We start from the raw sequence: 14,125 nt of genomic DNA on the forward strand, positions 1-14,125 counted from the left end.
CTTGCGGAGATTTGAATGTTTTAGGTAGGAGGCACGATGGTTGCTCTGCGGGATGAGGTTGGTCTGGGCCCGAATCGGTTTCAGGCGGTGGTGTTCGACCTGGACGGGACGCTGCTCGATACGCTGCCCGACCTGGTGCTGCTGACGAACTCTACCTTGGAGGAGTTCGGATTCCCGCCGCGCACGGCCGACGAGATTCACTCCTTCGTGGGCAATGGTGTGCGGCCCCTTGTCACGCAAGCGGTGCCCGAGGGTACGTCGGACGAGACGATCGAGGCTATCCTAGGGCGGTGGAAGTCGCTCTATTCCGTGCTGGGCAACAAGCTGACCAGGCCCTATCCCGGTGTCGTCGAGCTTGCCACCGAGCTTCGCGCTCGCCAGGTTGTCACGGGCGTGCTGTCGAACAAGTTCGAGCAGGGCGTGATCGATTGCGTGGGGGAGTACCTGCCGGGGCTGTTCGAGGTGGTCCACGGCGAGAGGGACGGCATTCCTCGCAAGCCCGATCCCGAGGGGCTGCGGCTTGTGCTCGCGGAACTGGGCTGCGATGCGTCGAAGAGCGCTTACGTGGGCGATTCTCCTACCGATATCGCCTGTGCCCATCGTGCCGGCTGCTTCGCCATCGGTGTGAGCTGGGGTTATCACGACGCCTCTGAGCTGCGCGAAGCCGGTGCTGACGCCGTAGTGGAGCACCCGCTGGACATTCTGGTGCTGAACGACTCCGCCGCCTAGCCGCCAGGGCATGCCTCCCGCGCATCCACCGTCGGCCCCCGCTTCTAGCTCTCCCCCAGCCCCCGCCCCGGCTCGCGCACGGCTTCGGCGATGCCCGCACAATCGGAAGCTTCGCGACGATTTCCTGACGAAACTGCCGATTTTGCGGGGTGCGGACAGCCCTCGGCGACCCGTTCGGCTTGTGCCCGCCCCGGCTCGCCCGCGCCCTCCGGCTCGCCCCCGCCCCGGCTCGCCCGCGGCTTCGGCTTGCGTCCGGCCTTCGGCCGCTTGGGGGCTTCCGGTTCGGAGCGGCCAAGCCCATTTTCCGTGGAGCGCGCTATTTGATGCTACAATAGGCGCCGCTGTGCGGGGGCGCGTGTCGACCGGTGCGACGCGAAGCCACGAGGCCCCCCGATTGCAGCAGTTGCCAGCGTGCCTCCGTAGCTCAGGGGATAGAGCACCGCTCTCCTAAAGCGGGTGTCGACGGTTCGAATCCGCCCGGGGGCACCATTTGGCGTCTTACCAGGTTGCATGTTGTCGCGCTTAGCAGGAAGCGCGCAGTGCGAGCGTTCTGCGGAAAGCGTCTTGTGGCGTAAGTCCCGCCATCCGGCCGCAGATTCGGGTTCGGTTGCGAGCCTGCGGCCAGGTGGCGGGGCTTACGGACTTGCGTGCGGCTGCCCGGCCCCTAGCTGGCGTACAGGGCGGCGTAGGGGCGGCTGGAGGCGGGGCGCAGGGCGACGAAGGCCTCAAGGGGAGCGGCTGCGGCTACGGTGCCGTCGGGGCGCACCTCGCCGGCGAAGCAGCGGTCGTAGCGTGCAAGCAAGCCGCCCAGCACCTTGGCGTCCTCCGCATCCAAATCGCACGCCACCAGGCCTTGGGGCAGGTTGGAGGGCACGTGCGTCCGCTGCAGGTAGACGACCCCACCGTGCATGCCGCTGGCCAGGTGCGATCCCGGGCGGCCCATGAGCACCACCACGCCGCCGGCCATGTACTCGCCCAAGAAGTCGCCGGCATCTCCGCCTATCACCACCACGGGCCTGCGGTCGCCGTACTGCTTCATGTTGATGGCTGCGCGCCAGCCGGCGTCGTCGCGGATAAGCAGCTCGCCGCCGCGCATGGCGTAGCCGGTGGCGTCGCCCGAGCGCCCGTGCACCACCACGCTGCCTGCGTTCATGGTGTTGGCCGTCTGGTCCTGGGCGCTGCCGAACACCTCCACCGAACCGCCATCCATGTAGCAGGCCAGGTCGTTGCCGGGGGTGCCGTGAATCTCAAGGCGCTTGCCCGCCTTCATGGCGCATCCCAGGTAGCGTTGGGCGAACACCTCGGTTAGCACCACGGTGTCGGCTTGCTCGAGTGCGGCGCGCACCGCGGCGTTTGCCTCGCGGAAATGCGAGGTGCCAAGCTCAACGGTGACGCTGGCAACCGACGTGGTTTCCACCGCCACCGCGCCTTCGGCTACAGCTTGTGCGGCCGCATTCTGCTCTACGGTCACGGCGGTCACTTCGGGCGCGCTCGGCAGGGGGTGTTCGGGAAGGCCGGCGCCCCCTTCACGTTCGAAGGTCGTCTGATCGCTCATGCTCATCACTCTCCCGCGTACTTCACGCCGAGGATTTCCAGTTCCTTTTCATTCAGGCCCACGCCCCGCAGCATCAGCCGGTTGCCGCGCAGGCTGTCGATGGCGTTGATGCCCATGCCGCCCATCATCTCCTGGATCTCGCGGTTCCAGCCGCGCACCAGGTTCACCACGCGTTCGGCCGCCTGGTCGGGGTTAAGGCGCGCCGTCAGGTCGGGCCGCTGGGTGGCGATACCCCAGTTGCAGCGCCCCGACGAGCAGTCGCCGCACTGGTGGCAGCCCATGGCCACCAGCGCCGCCGAGCCGATGGAAACCGCGTCGGCGCCCAGGGCTACGGCGCGCACCACGTCGGCGGAGTTGCGGATGGTGCCGCTGGCCACCAGGCTTACCGTGGAGCGGATGCCCTCCTGGCGCAGCCGCTCGTCCACGGCGGCCAAGGCCAGCTCTATAGGGATGCCCACGTTGTCGCGGATGCGCTTGGGGGCGGCGCCCGTGCCCCCGCGGAAGCCGTCGATGACGATGATGTCGGCGCCGGCCCGGGCCATGCCGCTGGCAATGGCGGCCACGTTATGCACGGCGGCCACTTTCACGGCCACGGGCTTGCGGTAGCCGGTGGCCTCCTTCAGCGAGAACACCAGCTGGCGCAGGTCCTCGATGGAGTAGATGTCGTGATGGGGCGCCGGCGAGATGGCGTCGGTGCCTTCGGGGATCATGCGGGTGCGCGACACTTCGGCGTTTATCTTCTCGCCGGGCAGGTGACCGCCGATGCCGGGCTTGGCTCCCTGGCCGATCTTGATCTCGATGGCGGCTCCGGCGTTCAGGTAGTGCGGGTCCACGCCGAAGCGGCCGCTGGCCACCTGCACGATGGCATGTTCGCCGAAGGGCTCAAGGTCGCGGTGCAGGCCGCCTTCTCCGCAGTTGAAGTAGGTGCCCAGCTCGCGCGCGGCCAGGGCCAGGGCCTTCTGGGTGTTAAGCGACACCGAGCCGAAGCTCATGGCGGCGAACAGGATGGGCACGTCCAGCTTCAGCTGGGGCGGCAGCGGCTCGGCCAGGGTGCGGGCGCGCTCGTTCACGCGCAGATGAGCCGGGCGGCTTCCCAGCAGCACGCGGGTTTCCATGGGCTCACGCAGCGGGTCGATGGAGGGGTTCGTCACCTGGCTGGCGTTCAGCAGCAGATGCTCCCAGTAGATATGGTAGGGCTTGGGGTTGCCCATGGACGCCAGCAGCACGCCGCCGGTCTGCGACTGCGTGGCGATGTCGGCCATGGTGGGCAGGTTCCACGCGGCCGACCCGCAGTCAACCTGGGGCCAGTTCCCTATGGCCAGCGCCCGGGCGGGGCACAGGACGGTGCAGCGCTGGCAGTTCACGCACTTCATGGAGTCGGCCTTCAGCGCGCCGGTCTTCTTGCTCAGGTAATGAACCTCGTTGGCGCATTCGCGGACGCACAGGTTGCAGTGGATGCACTCGTCGGCGTCGCGCAGCACTTTGTAGCGGGGGATTCGGCAGTCCAGCATGACGCTTAGGCCTCCTTCCGAAGCAGATGGCGGTCGGGCAGTACGCCCACCTCGTGGCGAAGAGGGGCGTTGCGGGGCTCGTTGACCTGGCCCGCCGCCGTAGCCTTGGCCTTCGCGACGGAATCAAGCTGCACGACGAAGGGCTCTCCGCCGCCCACGGCCCGCATGCGCTCGGCGTCGGGGCACACCACCTCGATGGCCGCCTGCTCGCTGGCCAGGTACACCATGCTGCCCTTCTCCGCCGCCATGAGCGCCCGCAGCTTCAGCCGGTCGTTGAGGGCAAGCAGCCCCTCCTCGGACCCGACGATGATGGAGAACGGCCCGTTGACGAGCGCGCTTCCGTAGGTAGCGCGCAGGGCGGTCTCGAAGGCGGCGTCGCGCGGGTCCATGGCGTCGATGGCCTCCCACGACGGCGCGGTCATGATGTGGGCCGCCAGCTCCTGGGAAAGCCCGTGGCGGCGGGCCAGCAGGTCTACAAGGTAGGTGATGACCTCGGTGTCGGTCTGCAGGGTGCAGTCGTAGCCGAACTGCTCCACGTAGCGGCGGTTCGCGTCGTAGCTGGATATCTCGCCGTTGTGGACCACCGACCAGTTCAGCAGCGTGAACGGATGGGCGCCGCCCCACCAGCCAGGGGTGTTGGTGGGGAAGCGGCCGTGGGCGGTCCAGGCCCAGCCCGCATAGTCGGTGATGCGGTAGAACTCGCCGATGTCCTCCGGGTAGCCCACGCCCTTGAACACGCCCATATTCTTGCCCGACGACGCCACGAAGGCCCCGTCGATGGCGCTGTTGATGTGGAAGACGTGCTCCATGGCGTACTCGGCCTCGTCAAGCCCGCTGGCCGCCAGGCGCATGGGGTGGGGTGCTGCGAAGTAGCGCCAGATGTCCGGCGGGTTCTTGATGGATGCCACCGGCTGGGTGGGGATGCGCTCCTGCTTCTCGCTCATGAAGAAGGTGTCCAGGTAGGCTTCCGTTTCGCGGCGGGCCTGGTCGTGCTCGTACATGATGTGGAAGGCGTAGAGGCTTGCGTACTCCGGGTAGATGCCGTAGGCGGCGAAACCCCCGCCCAGACCGTTGGAGCGGTCGTGCATGAGCGCGATGGACCTCAGAATGTCGCTGCCGTCGTGGCGTTTGCCGCTTCGGTCCATGATGGCGGCGATAGCGCAACCGGAGGGGATGCGCACGTCCCCCTCGCGAGGTGCGCGCGGGTGTTGCCCGGTGCTTCGGCGCGACGCGATGTGGGGCCGGGAGCTTGCTCCTCGGTGCGCGCATGCGTGGCCGGGCGTGCAATTCGGGATGCCCCCGGTGTTGCTCGGCGATGGGTCGGGATGGTTCATGGCGGGTCCTCTGCTCGTGCTGGCACATTGAAGCTTGCGAGCTTGCACAAACTCAACCCTAAGATAGCCCGTCAATGTTTCGCACGACGCACGGGCATGTTTCCGCCGCGTTTCGCAGGGGCTGCCCCGGCGCGCAAGGCTTTACAACTGGTCGGTGTCGAGCACGATGGTGAAGGGCCCGTCGTTGACCAAGGCCACGTCCATGTAGGCGCCGAAGCGGCCGGTCTGCACTACCGGCACGTCCGCGCGGGCCCGGTTGACGAACCATTCGTACAGGCGGTTGGCTTCGTCGGGGGTGCCGGCGTCGGTGAAGGAGGGGCGGTTGCCCTTCTTGCAGGAGGCGTACAGCGTGAACTGCGACACCACCAGCAGCTGACCGCCCACGTCGGCCAAGGACAGGTTCGTCTTGCCCGCCTCGTCCTCGAAGATGCGCAGGCGGGCAAGCTTCGACCAGAGCTTCTCGGCGGTCTGCTCGCTGTCGCCGTGACCTACCCCCAGCAGCACCAGCAGTCCTTGGCCGATGGCGCCCACCACCTGGCCGTCGACAGTCACCGAAGCCTCCGAAACCCGCTGAATCACCGCTCGCATAATCGCATCCTTCCTCGTAAGGCCACGTCGCCCGCATCCCCGGGGCCACCCACCGGCTTTCGGGCCGTCCATCAGCTTGCAGGTCGCCCTTGTTCCCAGGCTCGCCTGCGCCCCGCCGCGTCGTTCGCATCCCCGGGGCTGCCACGGCCACGCCGCCTGCATCTCTAGGGCCGTCCGCGCCCCGTCGCGTCGTCCGCGTCCCATCGCGTCGTCCGCGTCCCTCGCCCGCTCCGAGCGCGCGCAGACCTCGTTTGGTTTCCCCGGAACGCCTGCATTCTCCGGCCGGCGGAGTCGCTCGTTCGTATCTTCAGCCGCTTCCACCTTCTGTCAATCGGCTGCTCCGATGCAATTATGGCTGAAAACTCCGCTTTTGCATGCGACCGGAGCCTGTCGCCTATGCAAAACCGGAATAATAAGCCAAAAGGGCATGTAAAACCGCTTTTTTCAGCCATGCCGAATGCAAAGCCGGAGATTTCAGCCATTTTTTGCCGCCGCCAGTGCCTTCGCGCGCCGCCTGCGCCCACTCTCGCTGCTGGCTCCTAGGCGGGCGGGAAGCGTAGGACCAGGTAGGCGCCGGCAATCAGTACGGTGAGCAGCATGAGGGGAAAGCCGCGCTTGAGGTAAGCGGCGAAGGTGAGCTCGTGGCCGTTCTTGCGCGAGATATCGGAGAGCACCACGTTGGCGCTGGCGCCGATGATGGTGCCGTTGCCGCCCAGGCAGGCGCCCAGCGACACGGCCCACCACAGCGGCGTGACGTCCATGCCGTCGGCCTGCATGACCAGCAGGATGGGGATCATCGTGGCCACGAAGGGGATGTTGTCCAGGAAGCTGGATACGATGGCCGATCCGAACAGTAGCACCAGCATGGTGACGAACACGTTGCCGCCCGTGGCGTTCACCAGGGTGTTCGCCAGCATGGCGATGACGCCGGTCTCGGCCATGGCCCCCACCACCACGAACAGCCCCGCAAAGAACGTGAGCGTGGTCCACTCCACGCCGGCCAGCGCATCGTCGATGTTGGCGCGAGAGAGCACTAAGATCAGCGCAGCGGCAGCCAGGGCGATCACGCACGATTCCACGCCCAGCACGCCGTGCAGCATGAACCCTGCCACCACCAGCGCGATCATGACCACGCTCAGGCGCATGAGCGAGCGGCTCTTGATGTAGGAGCGCTCGTCGAGGGCCATCACGCTTTGGCGGTGCGCCTGGTCGGCGGGCATCTTCCGGCCGTACATCAGGTAGAACACGCCCAGCAGCACCACCAAGATTACCAGAACTGCGGGCGTGTCCACCGCCACGAAATCCAAGAACGAGAAGCTCGCGGCCGAGCCGATCATGATGTTGGGCGGGTCGCCGATGAGGGTGGCCGTGCCCCCGATGTTCGAGGCCATGATCTCGGTGAAGAAGAACGGCACTGGGTCTACGTCCAGCATGCGGCAGACGGTGATGGTCATGGGCCCCACCAGAAGCACCGTGGTCACGTTGTCCAGGAAGGCGGAAAGGCCCGCGGTCAGCAGCACGAACAGCAGCATGATGCGCCATGGGTCGCCTTTGGCCAGACGGGCGCACTTCACTGCCAGGTACTCGAACAGCCCCGACAGCTTCACCACCGACACGAACAGCATCATGCCGAACAGCACGCCCAGGGTGTTGAAGTCTACATGGGTCATGGCGGCATTAAGGGGCATCACTCCCAGCGCCAGCACCAGCACCGCCCCCAGGATGGCGGCCAGGGATCGGTGCATCTTCTCGGTCACCACGGCAAGCATCACCGCTGCGAAGATGCAGATAGACAGGATCTGGGGGGCGGTCATGGCTTCCCACCGCCTTTCCTCTTGCGCCGCCCGCGGCGGGCGGCATCGCGGTCTCCGTCGTTTCTTGGCCGACTCCGTGAAGCAGCTGCGAAGTGGCCCGATATTGTACTAGAATAGGCGCAGCCTATGGCAGTTGGTGCATACAATGGCGTAAAAGATGAGGTCATGCGGAATAAATTGGACATCCGTCAACGGATTGCAACCCCCCTGCACGGTTTGGGGGTAGTGCTGCTGTCCATCATCTGCTTGCTGCTGCTTCTGTGGGCGCTCATCATCGTGGTACGCGTGGTTCTCGGGTAGCGGGCGGCTATGTGGCAGCGCTTCACGCTCTACGATCTGCGGGTTATCGGCCATTACCTGGGCGTTTTGGTGCTTTTCTCGTCTCTGGCGCTGCTGGTGCCCTTCATCACCGGCGTTCTGTGCGGCGAATGGGTGCCTGCTAGCCACTACCTGCTCACTATCGGCATCTCGCTGTGCCTGGGCTCGCTGCTGCGCTTCCTGTGCATCGACCCGGCGGGGCTCAACCGCCAGCAGGCCATGGTGGTCACCGGCTTCGCCTGGATCGTGCTCGCCTTCGTGGCCAGCATCCCGCTGTACCTGTCCGGCCAGTACGTAAGCTACCTCGACGCGCTGTTCGACGGCGTTTCCGGCATCACCACCACCGGCGCCAGCATCATCACCGACCTTGACCACCTCTCCAATGCCGACAACATGTGGCGCTTCATGATGCACCTGGTGGGAGGCTTGGGACTGATCGTGGTGGCGCTGTCCTTCGGTCTGTTCGGGAAGCGCTCGGGAGCCAGCCTGTACATGTCCGAAGGCCGCAGCGAGCACATCGTGCCCAACATCGTGCAGACCACCCAGTTCATCGCGAAGCTGTCCGTGGGCATCATCTTCGTGGCCACCTTCGTGCTCACGCTGCTGTGCCTGTTCGCCGGCATGGAACTGCCGCGCGCCGGGCTGCAGTCGCTGTGGCTAGCTATCTCCGGCTTTATGACCGGCGGTTTCACCCCTATGAGCACGAGCGTTCTGTACTACCATTCGTTCGCTATCGAGGCTGTGCTCATGGTGCTCATGATCGGCGGCTCGGTGAACTTCGTGCTGTACGCCGAGATCTGGCGCGGGCGGCTGGATTCGTTCTTCCGGGATATTGAGATTCGCACCATGCTCATCTGGCTTGCCATCATGACTATCGTGTTCGCGGCGTCGCTGACGGCCACCGCCGAGTTCGACAGCCTGCCCGCCATGATGCGACGCGGCTTGTTCATGCTTATTTCCGCGTTCTCCACCACGGGGTTTCAGAACATCACGTCGAACCAGTTGGTGACGGCGTTTTCGTCGGGCGCCTTCCTGGTGGTGGCGCTGCTCATGGCCGTTGGCGGCAGCGCTGGGTCCACCACCGGCGGCATCAAGTTCGCGCGTATCGGGTTCATTTTCAAGTCCATCGCGGCCACTATCAAGGAGAATATTGCGCCGGATTCGGCCCGCGTGGTGGTGGATTACAATCATGTGGGCCGGCGCGTGCTCACGCCCGAGACCGTGAAGGCCGCCACCACCATCTTCGTGCTGTACGTGGTCACCTACCTGATCGGGGCCGTGGTGGGCATCGCGCACGGCTACGACGCCATTCAGTCCATCTTCGAATCGGTGGCTATGGCCAGCAACGGCGGCCTGTCCGCTGGGCTTACGGCTCCGGGTATGCCGCCTACCTTGGAGGTGTTCTACATCTTCGAGATGTGGGCAGGCCGTCTGGAATTCGTGACGTTTCTGGCCCTGATCGTGCAGATCGCGGTGTCGCTTGATCCGCGGCGCTGGAGGAGGCGCTGATGGCTGCGCGATGCGACGGGACGAGTTTGGCGCGGGCGGCTTGCGCACCGCGGGCAGGCATCGGACGCGCGATACCGGCGTCGGCGCCGTGCGACGGTGCGCTGGCGGGTGCGCGGGATCGTGCGCTTGCGGGACGTGCCGCCGCGCGTTTCGTTGCGGTGCTGGTGCTGGCCTGCTTGTTGGCATGCGCTGGCGGTCTCGCCCTTACGTATCCTGAGCCCGCGCTGGCCGTCGCGCCGTCTGCTGCTGATGACCTGCCGCTTCGCGACGACGGCGCGGCGGCGGAGGGCGATGCCGGCGGGGAAAGCGGGCAGGCTGAGGGCGCTGACGGCGCGGATGCGCCCGGCGACGGCGAACCCTCGCCCCAGGACGAGGACACCGAAGGCGCGGGTAGCACGGGCGATGCGGCTGATGGCGCAGCCGAGGGAGCCGGTGGCGAAGCGGGCGGGGAGAGCACCCAGGGCGAGGGCGGCATTGAGGCGGACCCGGTCCAGAGCCCGTCGGCGGACATTCTGGAGCTCGACCCCGAACTGGCCGAAGACAACCGCGTGAACCCCCAGCAGCTGCCGGACAGCTCGTTTATCTACGACACTTCCATCGCTGACCTGAGCACGGCCGACGCCTACATCGACGGCCAGACGGTGCAGGTGGTGGGCGAGGCCATCGGCGACAACCTGCGTGCTACCTTCGGCGGCCGCCAGCGCTGGATCACCCTTTCCTCCAGCGACGACTCCTCCACCATCGCGGTGATCATGAGCGCCGAATCCGCATCGCGCATCGACACCTTCGGGGCTTACAACGTGCGCGGCACCATCGTGCAGGTGCGTGGCATCTTCCATCTGGTGTGCGCCGAGCACGAGGGCGTGTCCGACCTGCATGCCGAAGTGGTGAACATCGTGGAGAAGGGCGTGCGTACCGAAGACCCCTTCGACCTGGAGAGCTTCCTGCCGGGCGCTGCAGCGGTGGCGGTAGGTCTGCTGATGATGGGCCTGTTCTACTTTCTTCGCGAAAGGCGGCGCTAGATGGGCAAGGCGCAGGAGGCCCAGGCGGCCGAGAAGCGCGCGGGGCGGCAGGAGCCCAGGGTAGCGCAGGGGGAAGGTGCCGCCGATGGGCGCAAGATGTCTGGCTTGGTAGGCGAGTCGGCTTCGTTTGTGGCTGACGACGCTGTGCTGCCGGCGTCTTCCGAATGCGACGGTGCCGAAGAGGGCGAGCGCTTCGTCGGGCAGGTGATTAAGCTCGACCGCGGGTTTCCCCTGGTGCGCCTTCTGGGGGCGGGCGCCGACCGGGCGCCGTTGCGTTGCGAGCATGCCATTTCGCTGGTCAAGGGCAAGGACTACCGCGCCGTGGTGGGCGATTTCGTGGATGTGCTCGTTCCCTTCGGACATGACAAAGGCATCATTGAATCGGTGCGCCCGCGCACGCGCGCCTTCGTGCGCAAGGACCCCACCGAGCGGGCCATCCCCCAGGTACTGGCCGCGAACTTCGACCGGGTGATCGTGGCCCAGCCGCTTTCCGACGTGAACGTGCGCCGGCTTGAGCGCGAGCTGGTGCTGGCCTACGAGACCGGCGCCGAAGTGACCGTGGTGCTGACCAAGGCCGACTTGGCCGAAAGCGAACGGCAGGTGCAGCAGGTGCGCCAGCGGGTGCAGCAGCTGGCGGGTCCCGACGTGCGCACGCTGGTGGTGTCGTCCCATGACCCCGAAAGCGTGCAGGCCGTGCGCGAGCTTGTGGGGGAGGGAACCACTGCCGTGCTGATCGGCAAGAGCGGGGTGGGCAAGTCGAGCCTGGTGAACATGCTGGTGGGCAGCAACATTCAGGAGACCACCCCCGTGCGCGAAGACGGCAAGGGGCGCCATACCACGGTAAGCCGCGAGATGGTGCGCGTGCCCGGCGGCGGCTACGTGGTGGACATGCCCGGCGTGCGGGGGCTGGGGCTGTGGAACGCCGACGAGGGCATCGGCGCTGCGTTCGCCGACGTGGAGGCCCTGGCCGAGCAGTGCCGGTTCCGCGACTGCAAGCACGAGAACGAACCTGGGTGCACTGTGCGGGCTGCTGTGGAATCCGGCGAGCTTTCGGCGGAGCGGTTCGCTTCCTACCGGGCGCTTCGCCAGGAAACCGCTGCCTTGGCCAATCGTCGCGAACAGGCGCGGCGCGCCCGCGGCGAAAAAGTGAGCGACAAGAAGACCAACGCCGCCGCCCGAACCAGTCGCAAGCGCCGCCGCTAAGGCCCTTGCTCCCTTGGGCCGCTGGTGGCGTGGCGGTTGGCTGATACTCCCTTAGGCCGCAGACGGCGGGTCGACAGGGCTTTCGCTTGTCCTCGCCTCGCGCTTTCTTCGCGGCTGCGAAACGATGCTGCTGCGGAATCGCTCAAGCCCCGCCGACCCGCCGCCTGCGGCGTGCGCGTCTCCTTGACACCTCGCTGCGGGAAGGCGAAATCGCGCATAATGGGCTCTTCGCCCTGTGCTTTCTTCGCGCTTTCTCCGCGCCTGCGGAACGATGCTGCTGCGGAATCGCTCAAGCCCCGCCGCTCCGCCGCCAGCGGCGTGCGCCCCCTAACACATCCTCGGCACCCCTGGCGCACCCGGCATGGAGAGCCCGCAAAATCGGCAGCTTCGCTACCGAAAGCTGCCGAAGCTGTCGATTTTGCGGGGTTCCCGCTTGCCGTGCGCCGGGGGCGCGCCCCTGCTGCCACCCTTGCGGCTTCGTGCCCTTTGCCTGGCTTCCGGAGCAATTTGCGGAAAGGGGCTGCCTTTTCTTCCGGGATGGGGTATTATCCTGAAGCACATACCTTCCAAGCATGACGGGGGCGGCATACGAGGAAGATAAACGTTTCCTAGGGAAAGGGACTTCAATGACGTTTATCATCGTATTGGCGGTCACCACCGTCGTTTGCTTCGCGCTCCGCAATCCGCTTCACAAATGGCCGCTTGCGTTCTACGGACTTGCTATCGCCGTGGACGTGCTGTTCGCGTGCGGCTCGTTCGGCATGCTGCCGCGTAGCATCTGGATGCCGCTTCTGGTGCTGGTGCAGAAATGCATGGTGGCGCTGGCCATGTTCGTGGTGGTCATGTTCATCGGTTGCTTCAGCACCGAGTCGAAAGTGGGGCGCTGGCTGCGCCCGGTGCGCGCCGAGCTTTCCATTGTCGCGTGCATTCTGGCGTGCGGCCATATGGCGGTTTACCTGGCATCTTACATTCCGCGTCTGCTTGGCGGCGGCCTGAGCGGCAACGTGCTGGCGTCGCTGACGCTGGCGCTGGTGCTGCTGGTGCTGCTGCTGGTGCTGGGCGTGACGTCGTTCCAGACGGTGAAGAAGCGCATGCGCACCGACTCGTGGAAGCGCCTGCAGAAGTTGGCCTACCTGTTTTTCGGCTTGGTGTACGTGCACCTGATTCTGATGCTGCTGCCTTCGGCGCTGGCCGGCGGCGCGGCGGCCCAGACCACGGTGGGCGTGTACACGGTGCTGTTCGGCGTGTATGCGGTGGCCCGCGTGGCTCGCGCCGTGGTCGACAGGCGCGCGGCGACGGCGACCGAGGGCGCTCCGGTGGCGGCTTTCGACGAAGAGACGGCCGTTTCCGCGTAGGGGGGTGATGGCCGCTGGTTCACAGGGCGTCGCCTTGCAAGTTGGCGTCGGCGTCCTGCCGCGTCTCCGGCAGCAGTTTGCGGCGTGCCCTTGGCGCCGTCGCCGCGTGCTGCTCATTGCGCCTCTGCGTGTCGCCAGCATTGTGTTCTGGCGGATGCCCCTGCCTGTTGCTTGCAGCATCCGCGCCGATGCCCCGTCTGTCGCTTGCAGCGCGCCCCTGCCCGCCACTTTCGTCGGCCACTTGCCTGCATCCTTTGCGGGCAACCTTCTACTCGGAGATTAAACGCCCTTCGCGGGCAAAGGCCGTCCGGAGTTTCGGTCCCAAATGCACGGTTTTGGGACTTCCTGACCCCTTTATCGGTCCCGATTGAACGGTTTTGGGACTTATTTCGCGTTGCAAGGTCCCAAAACCGTGCATTTGGGACCGAAACTATCCCGAGCGACGTCTAGCGCTGCTTCACCACCAGCACGTCGCAGTCCATGGTGCGGATGAGGAACGTCGACACGCTTCCCACGAACGCGTACTTGATGTTGGACAGGCCGCGCTCGCCGCAGACGATGAGGTCGGGGCTTGCCGGCTCGATGAGCTGGGACGCAAGGGTTTCGGTGATGCGTCCGGCTGCTACCCGGAAATCCACCGAGGGTATGTTGGGGTTGTTGCGGGCTTCGTTGAACACGCCCGCCAGCTCCTCCTCGATGCGTCGCTTGCAGTCGCTGCACAGCGCTTCGAAGTTCACGCCGGAAGCTTCGTAAGGGACGGAGTCGACCACATGGCCGAACACCAGGTTGGCGCGGTTGTTGGCCGCAATGGCGACGGCGCGCTGGGCCACGGCCTTCTGGGCGGACGTGCCGTCAAGGGCGGCGAAGACGGTGCGGTAGCGTTGGGCCATAGTCGTTCCTTTCCTCGGACGATGCTGGGGCTATTGTAGCACTGCGCTTGCGGGCCGATGCAGTCTGCTGTTCGCGTCGTTGCCGAAGCGATTGGCGAAGAAGGGGCGGCGGATTGAGGGCTTGTCGGGCGGCCTGGTGCTGCGGATGCTTCGGTTCTGTCGCGCTGAGCGCATTCGCTAACAGCGCGTTTTCTTCCGGGTGCTCGGATTTCCGCCGACGGGCGCGGGCGTCTGCGCTACCATGGACGGACCCGCGTCGGTCGCAAGCGTCGGCGCGAAGAACCGCCGACGAGCAAG

Annotated in this window: 12 protein-coding genes and 1 tRNA gene; 7 read left to right on the plus strand and 6 right to left on the minus strand. The window is 66.1% G+C overall.

Features of this window, described 5'->3' with window-relative positions; genetic code table 11:
- Positions 1-36: 36 nt before the first annotated feature.
- Together NFR41_RS02195 and NFR41_RS02200 are read left to right on the plus strand one after the other, a co-directional pair.
- Positions 37-729 (plus strand): HAD family hydrolase, encoded by a 693-nt coding sequence (locus NFR41_RS02195; protein WP_251230542.1) that lies wholly within the window; start codon positions 37-39, stop codon positions 727-729.
- A 413-nt stretch (positions 730-1,142) separates the two neighbouring features.
- Positions 1,143-1,218, plus strand: a tRNA-Arg gene (locus NFR41_RS02200).
- 175 nt (positions 1,219-1,393) lie between these two features.
- On the opposite strand, the gene NFR41_RS02205 is transcribed toward NFR41_RS02200, so the two are convergent.
- The 5 genes from NFR41_RS02205 to NFR41_RS02225 all read right to left on the minus strand — a co-directional run bounded on the left by NFR41_RS02205 (position 1,394) and on the right by NFR41_RS02225 (position 7,531).
- Positions 1,394-2,284 carry a GltB/FmdC/FwdC-like GXGXG domain-containing protein gene (locus tag NFR41_RS02205; protein ID WP_251230543.1) on the minus strand — a complete coding sequence of 297 codons (891 nt, stop codon included), beginning with the start codon at positions 2,282-2,284 and terminating at the stop codon, positions 1,394-1,396.
- A 5-nt stretch (positions 2,285-2,289) separates the two neighbouring features.
- Positions 2,290-3,795: a glutamate synthase-related protein gene (locus NFR41_RS02210; RefSeq protein WP_251230544.1), complete on the minus strand. Its 1,506-nt coding sequence runs from the start codon at positions 3,793-3,795 to the stop codon at positions 2,290-2,292.
- 5 nt (positions 3,796-3,800) lie between these two features.
- A complete protein-coding gene (locus NFR41_RS02215) occupies positions 3,801-4,976 on the minus strand; it encodes a class II glutamine amidotransferase (protein ID WP_251230545.1) in 1,176 nt (391 codons plus the stop codon).
- A gap of 294 nt (positions 4,977-5,270) precedes the next feature.
- A complete protein-coding gene (gene dtd / locus NFR41_RS02220; protein ID WP_251230546.1) occupies positions 5,271-5,717 on the minus strand; it encodes a D-aminoacyl-tRNA deacylase in 447 nt (148 codons plus the stop codon).
- 539 nt (positions 5,718-6,256) lie between these two features.
- On the minus strand, positions 6,257-7,531 hold the full coding sequence (locus NFR41_RS02225; protein ID WP_251230547.1) for an ArsB/NhaD family transporter: 1,275 nt from the start codon (positions 7,529-7,531) through the stop codon (positions 6,257-6,259).
- A 165-nt stretch (positions 7,532-7,696) separates the two neighbouring features.
- On the opposite strand from NFR41_RS02225, the gene NFR41_RS10480 reads away from it, so the two are divergent.
- From NFR41_RS10480 to NFR41_RS02245, 5 genes are all read left to right on the plus strand, one after another.
- Positions 7,697-7,831, plus strand: coding sequence for a hypothetical protein (locus NFR41_RS10480; RefSeq protein ID WP_285833841.1), 135 nt, complete (start codon positions 7,697-7,699; stop codon positions 7,829-7,831).
- 9 nt (positions 7,832-7,840) lie between these two features.
- Positions 7,841-9,358: a TrkH family potassium uptake protein gene (locus NFR41_RS02230; RefSeq protein ID WP_251230548.1), complete on the plus strand. Its 1,518-nt coding sequence runs from the start codon at positions 7,841-7,843 to the stop codon at positions 9,356-9,358.
- On the plus strand, positions 9,358-10,380 hold the full coding sequence (locus NFR41_RS02235; RefSeq protein WP_251230549.1) for a hypothetical protein: 1,023 nt from the start codon (positions 9,358-9,360) through the stop codon (positions 10,378-10,380). The genes NFR41_RS02230 and NFR41_RS02235 overlap by 1 nt, the downstream gene beginning before the upstream one ends.
- Positions 10,381-11,583, plus strand: a complete 1,203-nt coding sequence (gene rsgA, locus NFR41_RS02240; protein ID WP_251230550.1) for a ribosome small subunit-dependent GTPase A — start codon at positions 10,381-10,383, stop codon at positions 11,581-11,583.
- A gap of 626 nt (positions 11,584-12,209) precedes the next feature.
- Positions 12,210-12,938, plus strand: a complete 729-nt coding sequence (locus NFR41_RS02245) for a ferric reductase-like transmembrane domain-containing protein (RefSeq protein ID WP_160212598.1) — start codon at positions 12,210-12,212, stop codon at positions 12,936-12,938.
- 446 nt (positions 12,939-13,384) lie between these two features.
- On the opposite strand, the gene NFR41_RS02250 is transcribed toward NFR41_RS02245, so the two are convergent.
- Positions 13,385-13,828, minus strand: coding sequence for a universal stress protein (locus tag NFR41_RS02250; RefSeq protein ID WP_251230551.1), 444 nt, complete (start codon positions 13,826-13,828; stop codon positions 13,385-13,387).
- Positions 13,829-14,125 lie beyond the last annotated feature (297 nt).

The organism is Adlercreutzia aquisgranensis, assembly GCF_943193145.1.
In the GTDB taxonomy this organism is placed as follows: domain Bacteria; phylum Actinomycetota; class Coriobacteriia; order Coriobacteriales; family Eggerthellaceae; genus Xiamenia; species Xiamenia aquisgranensis.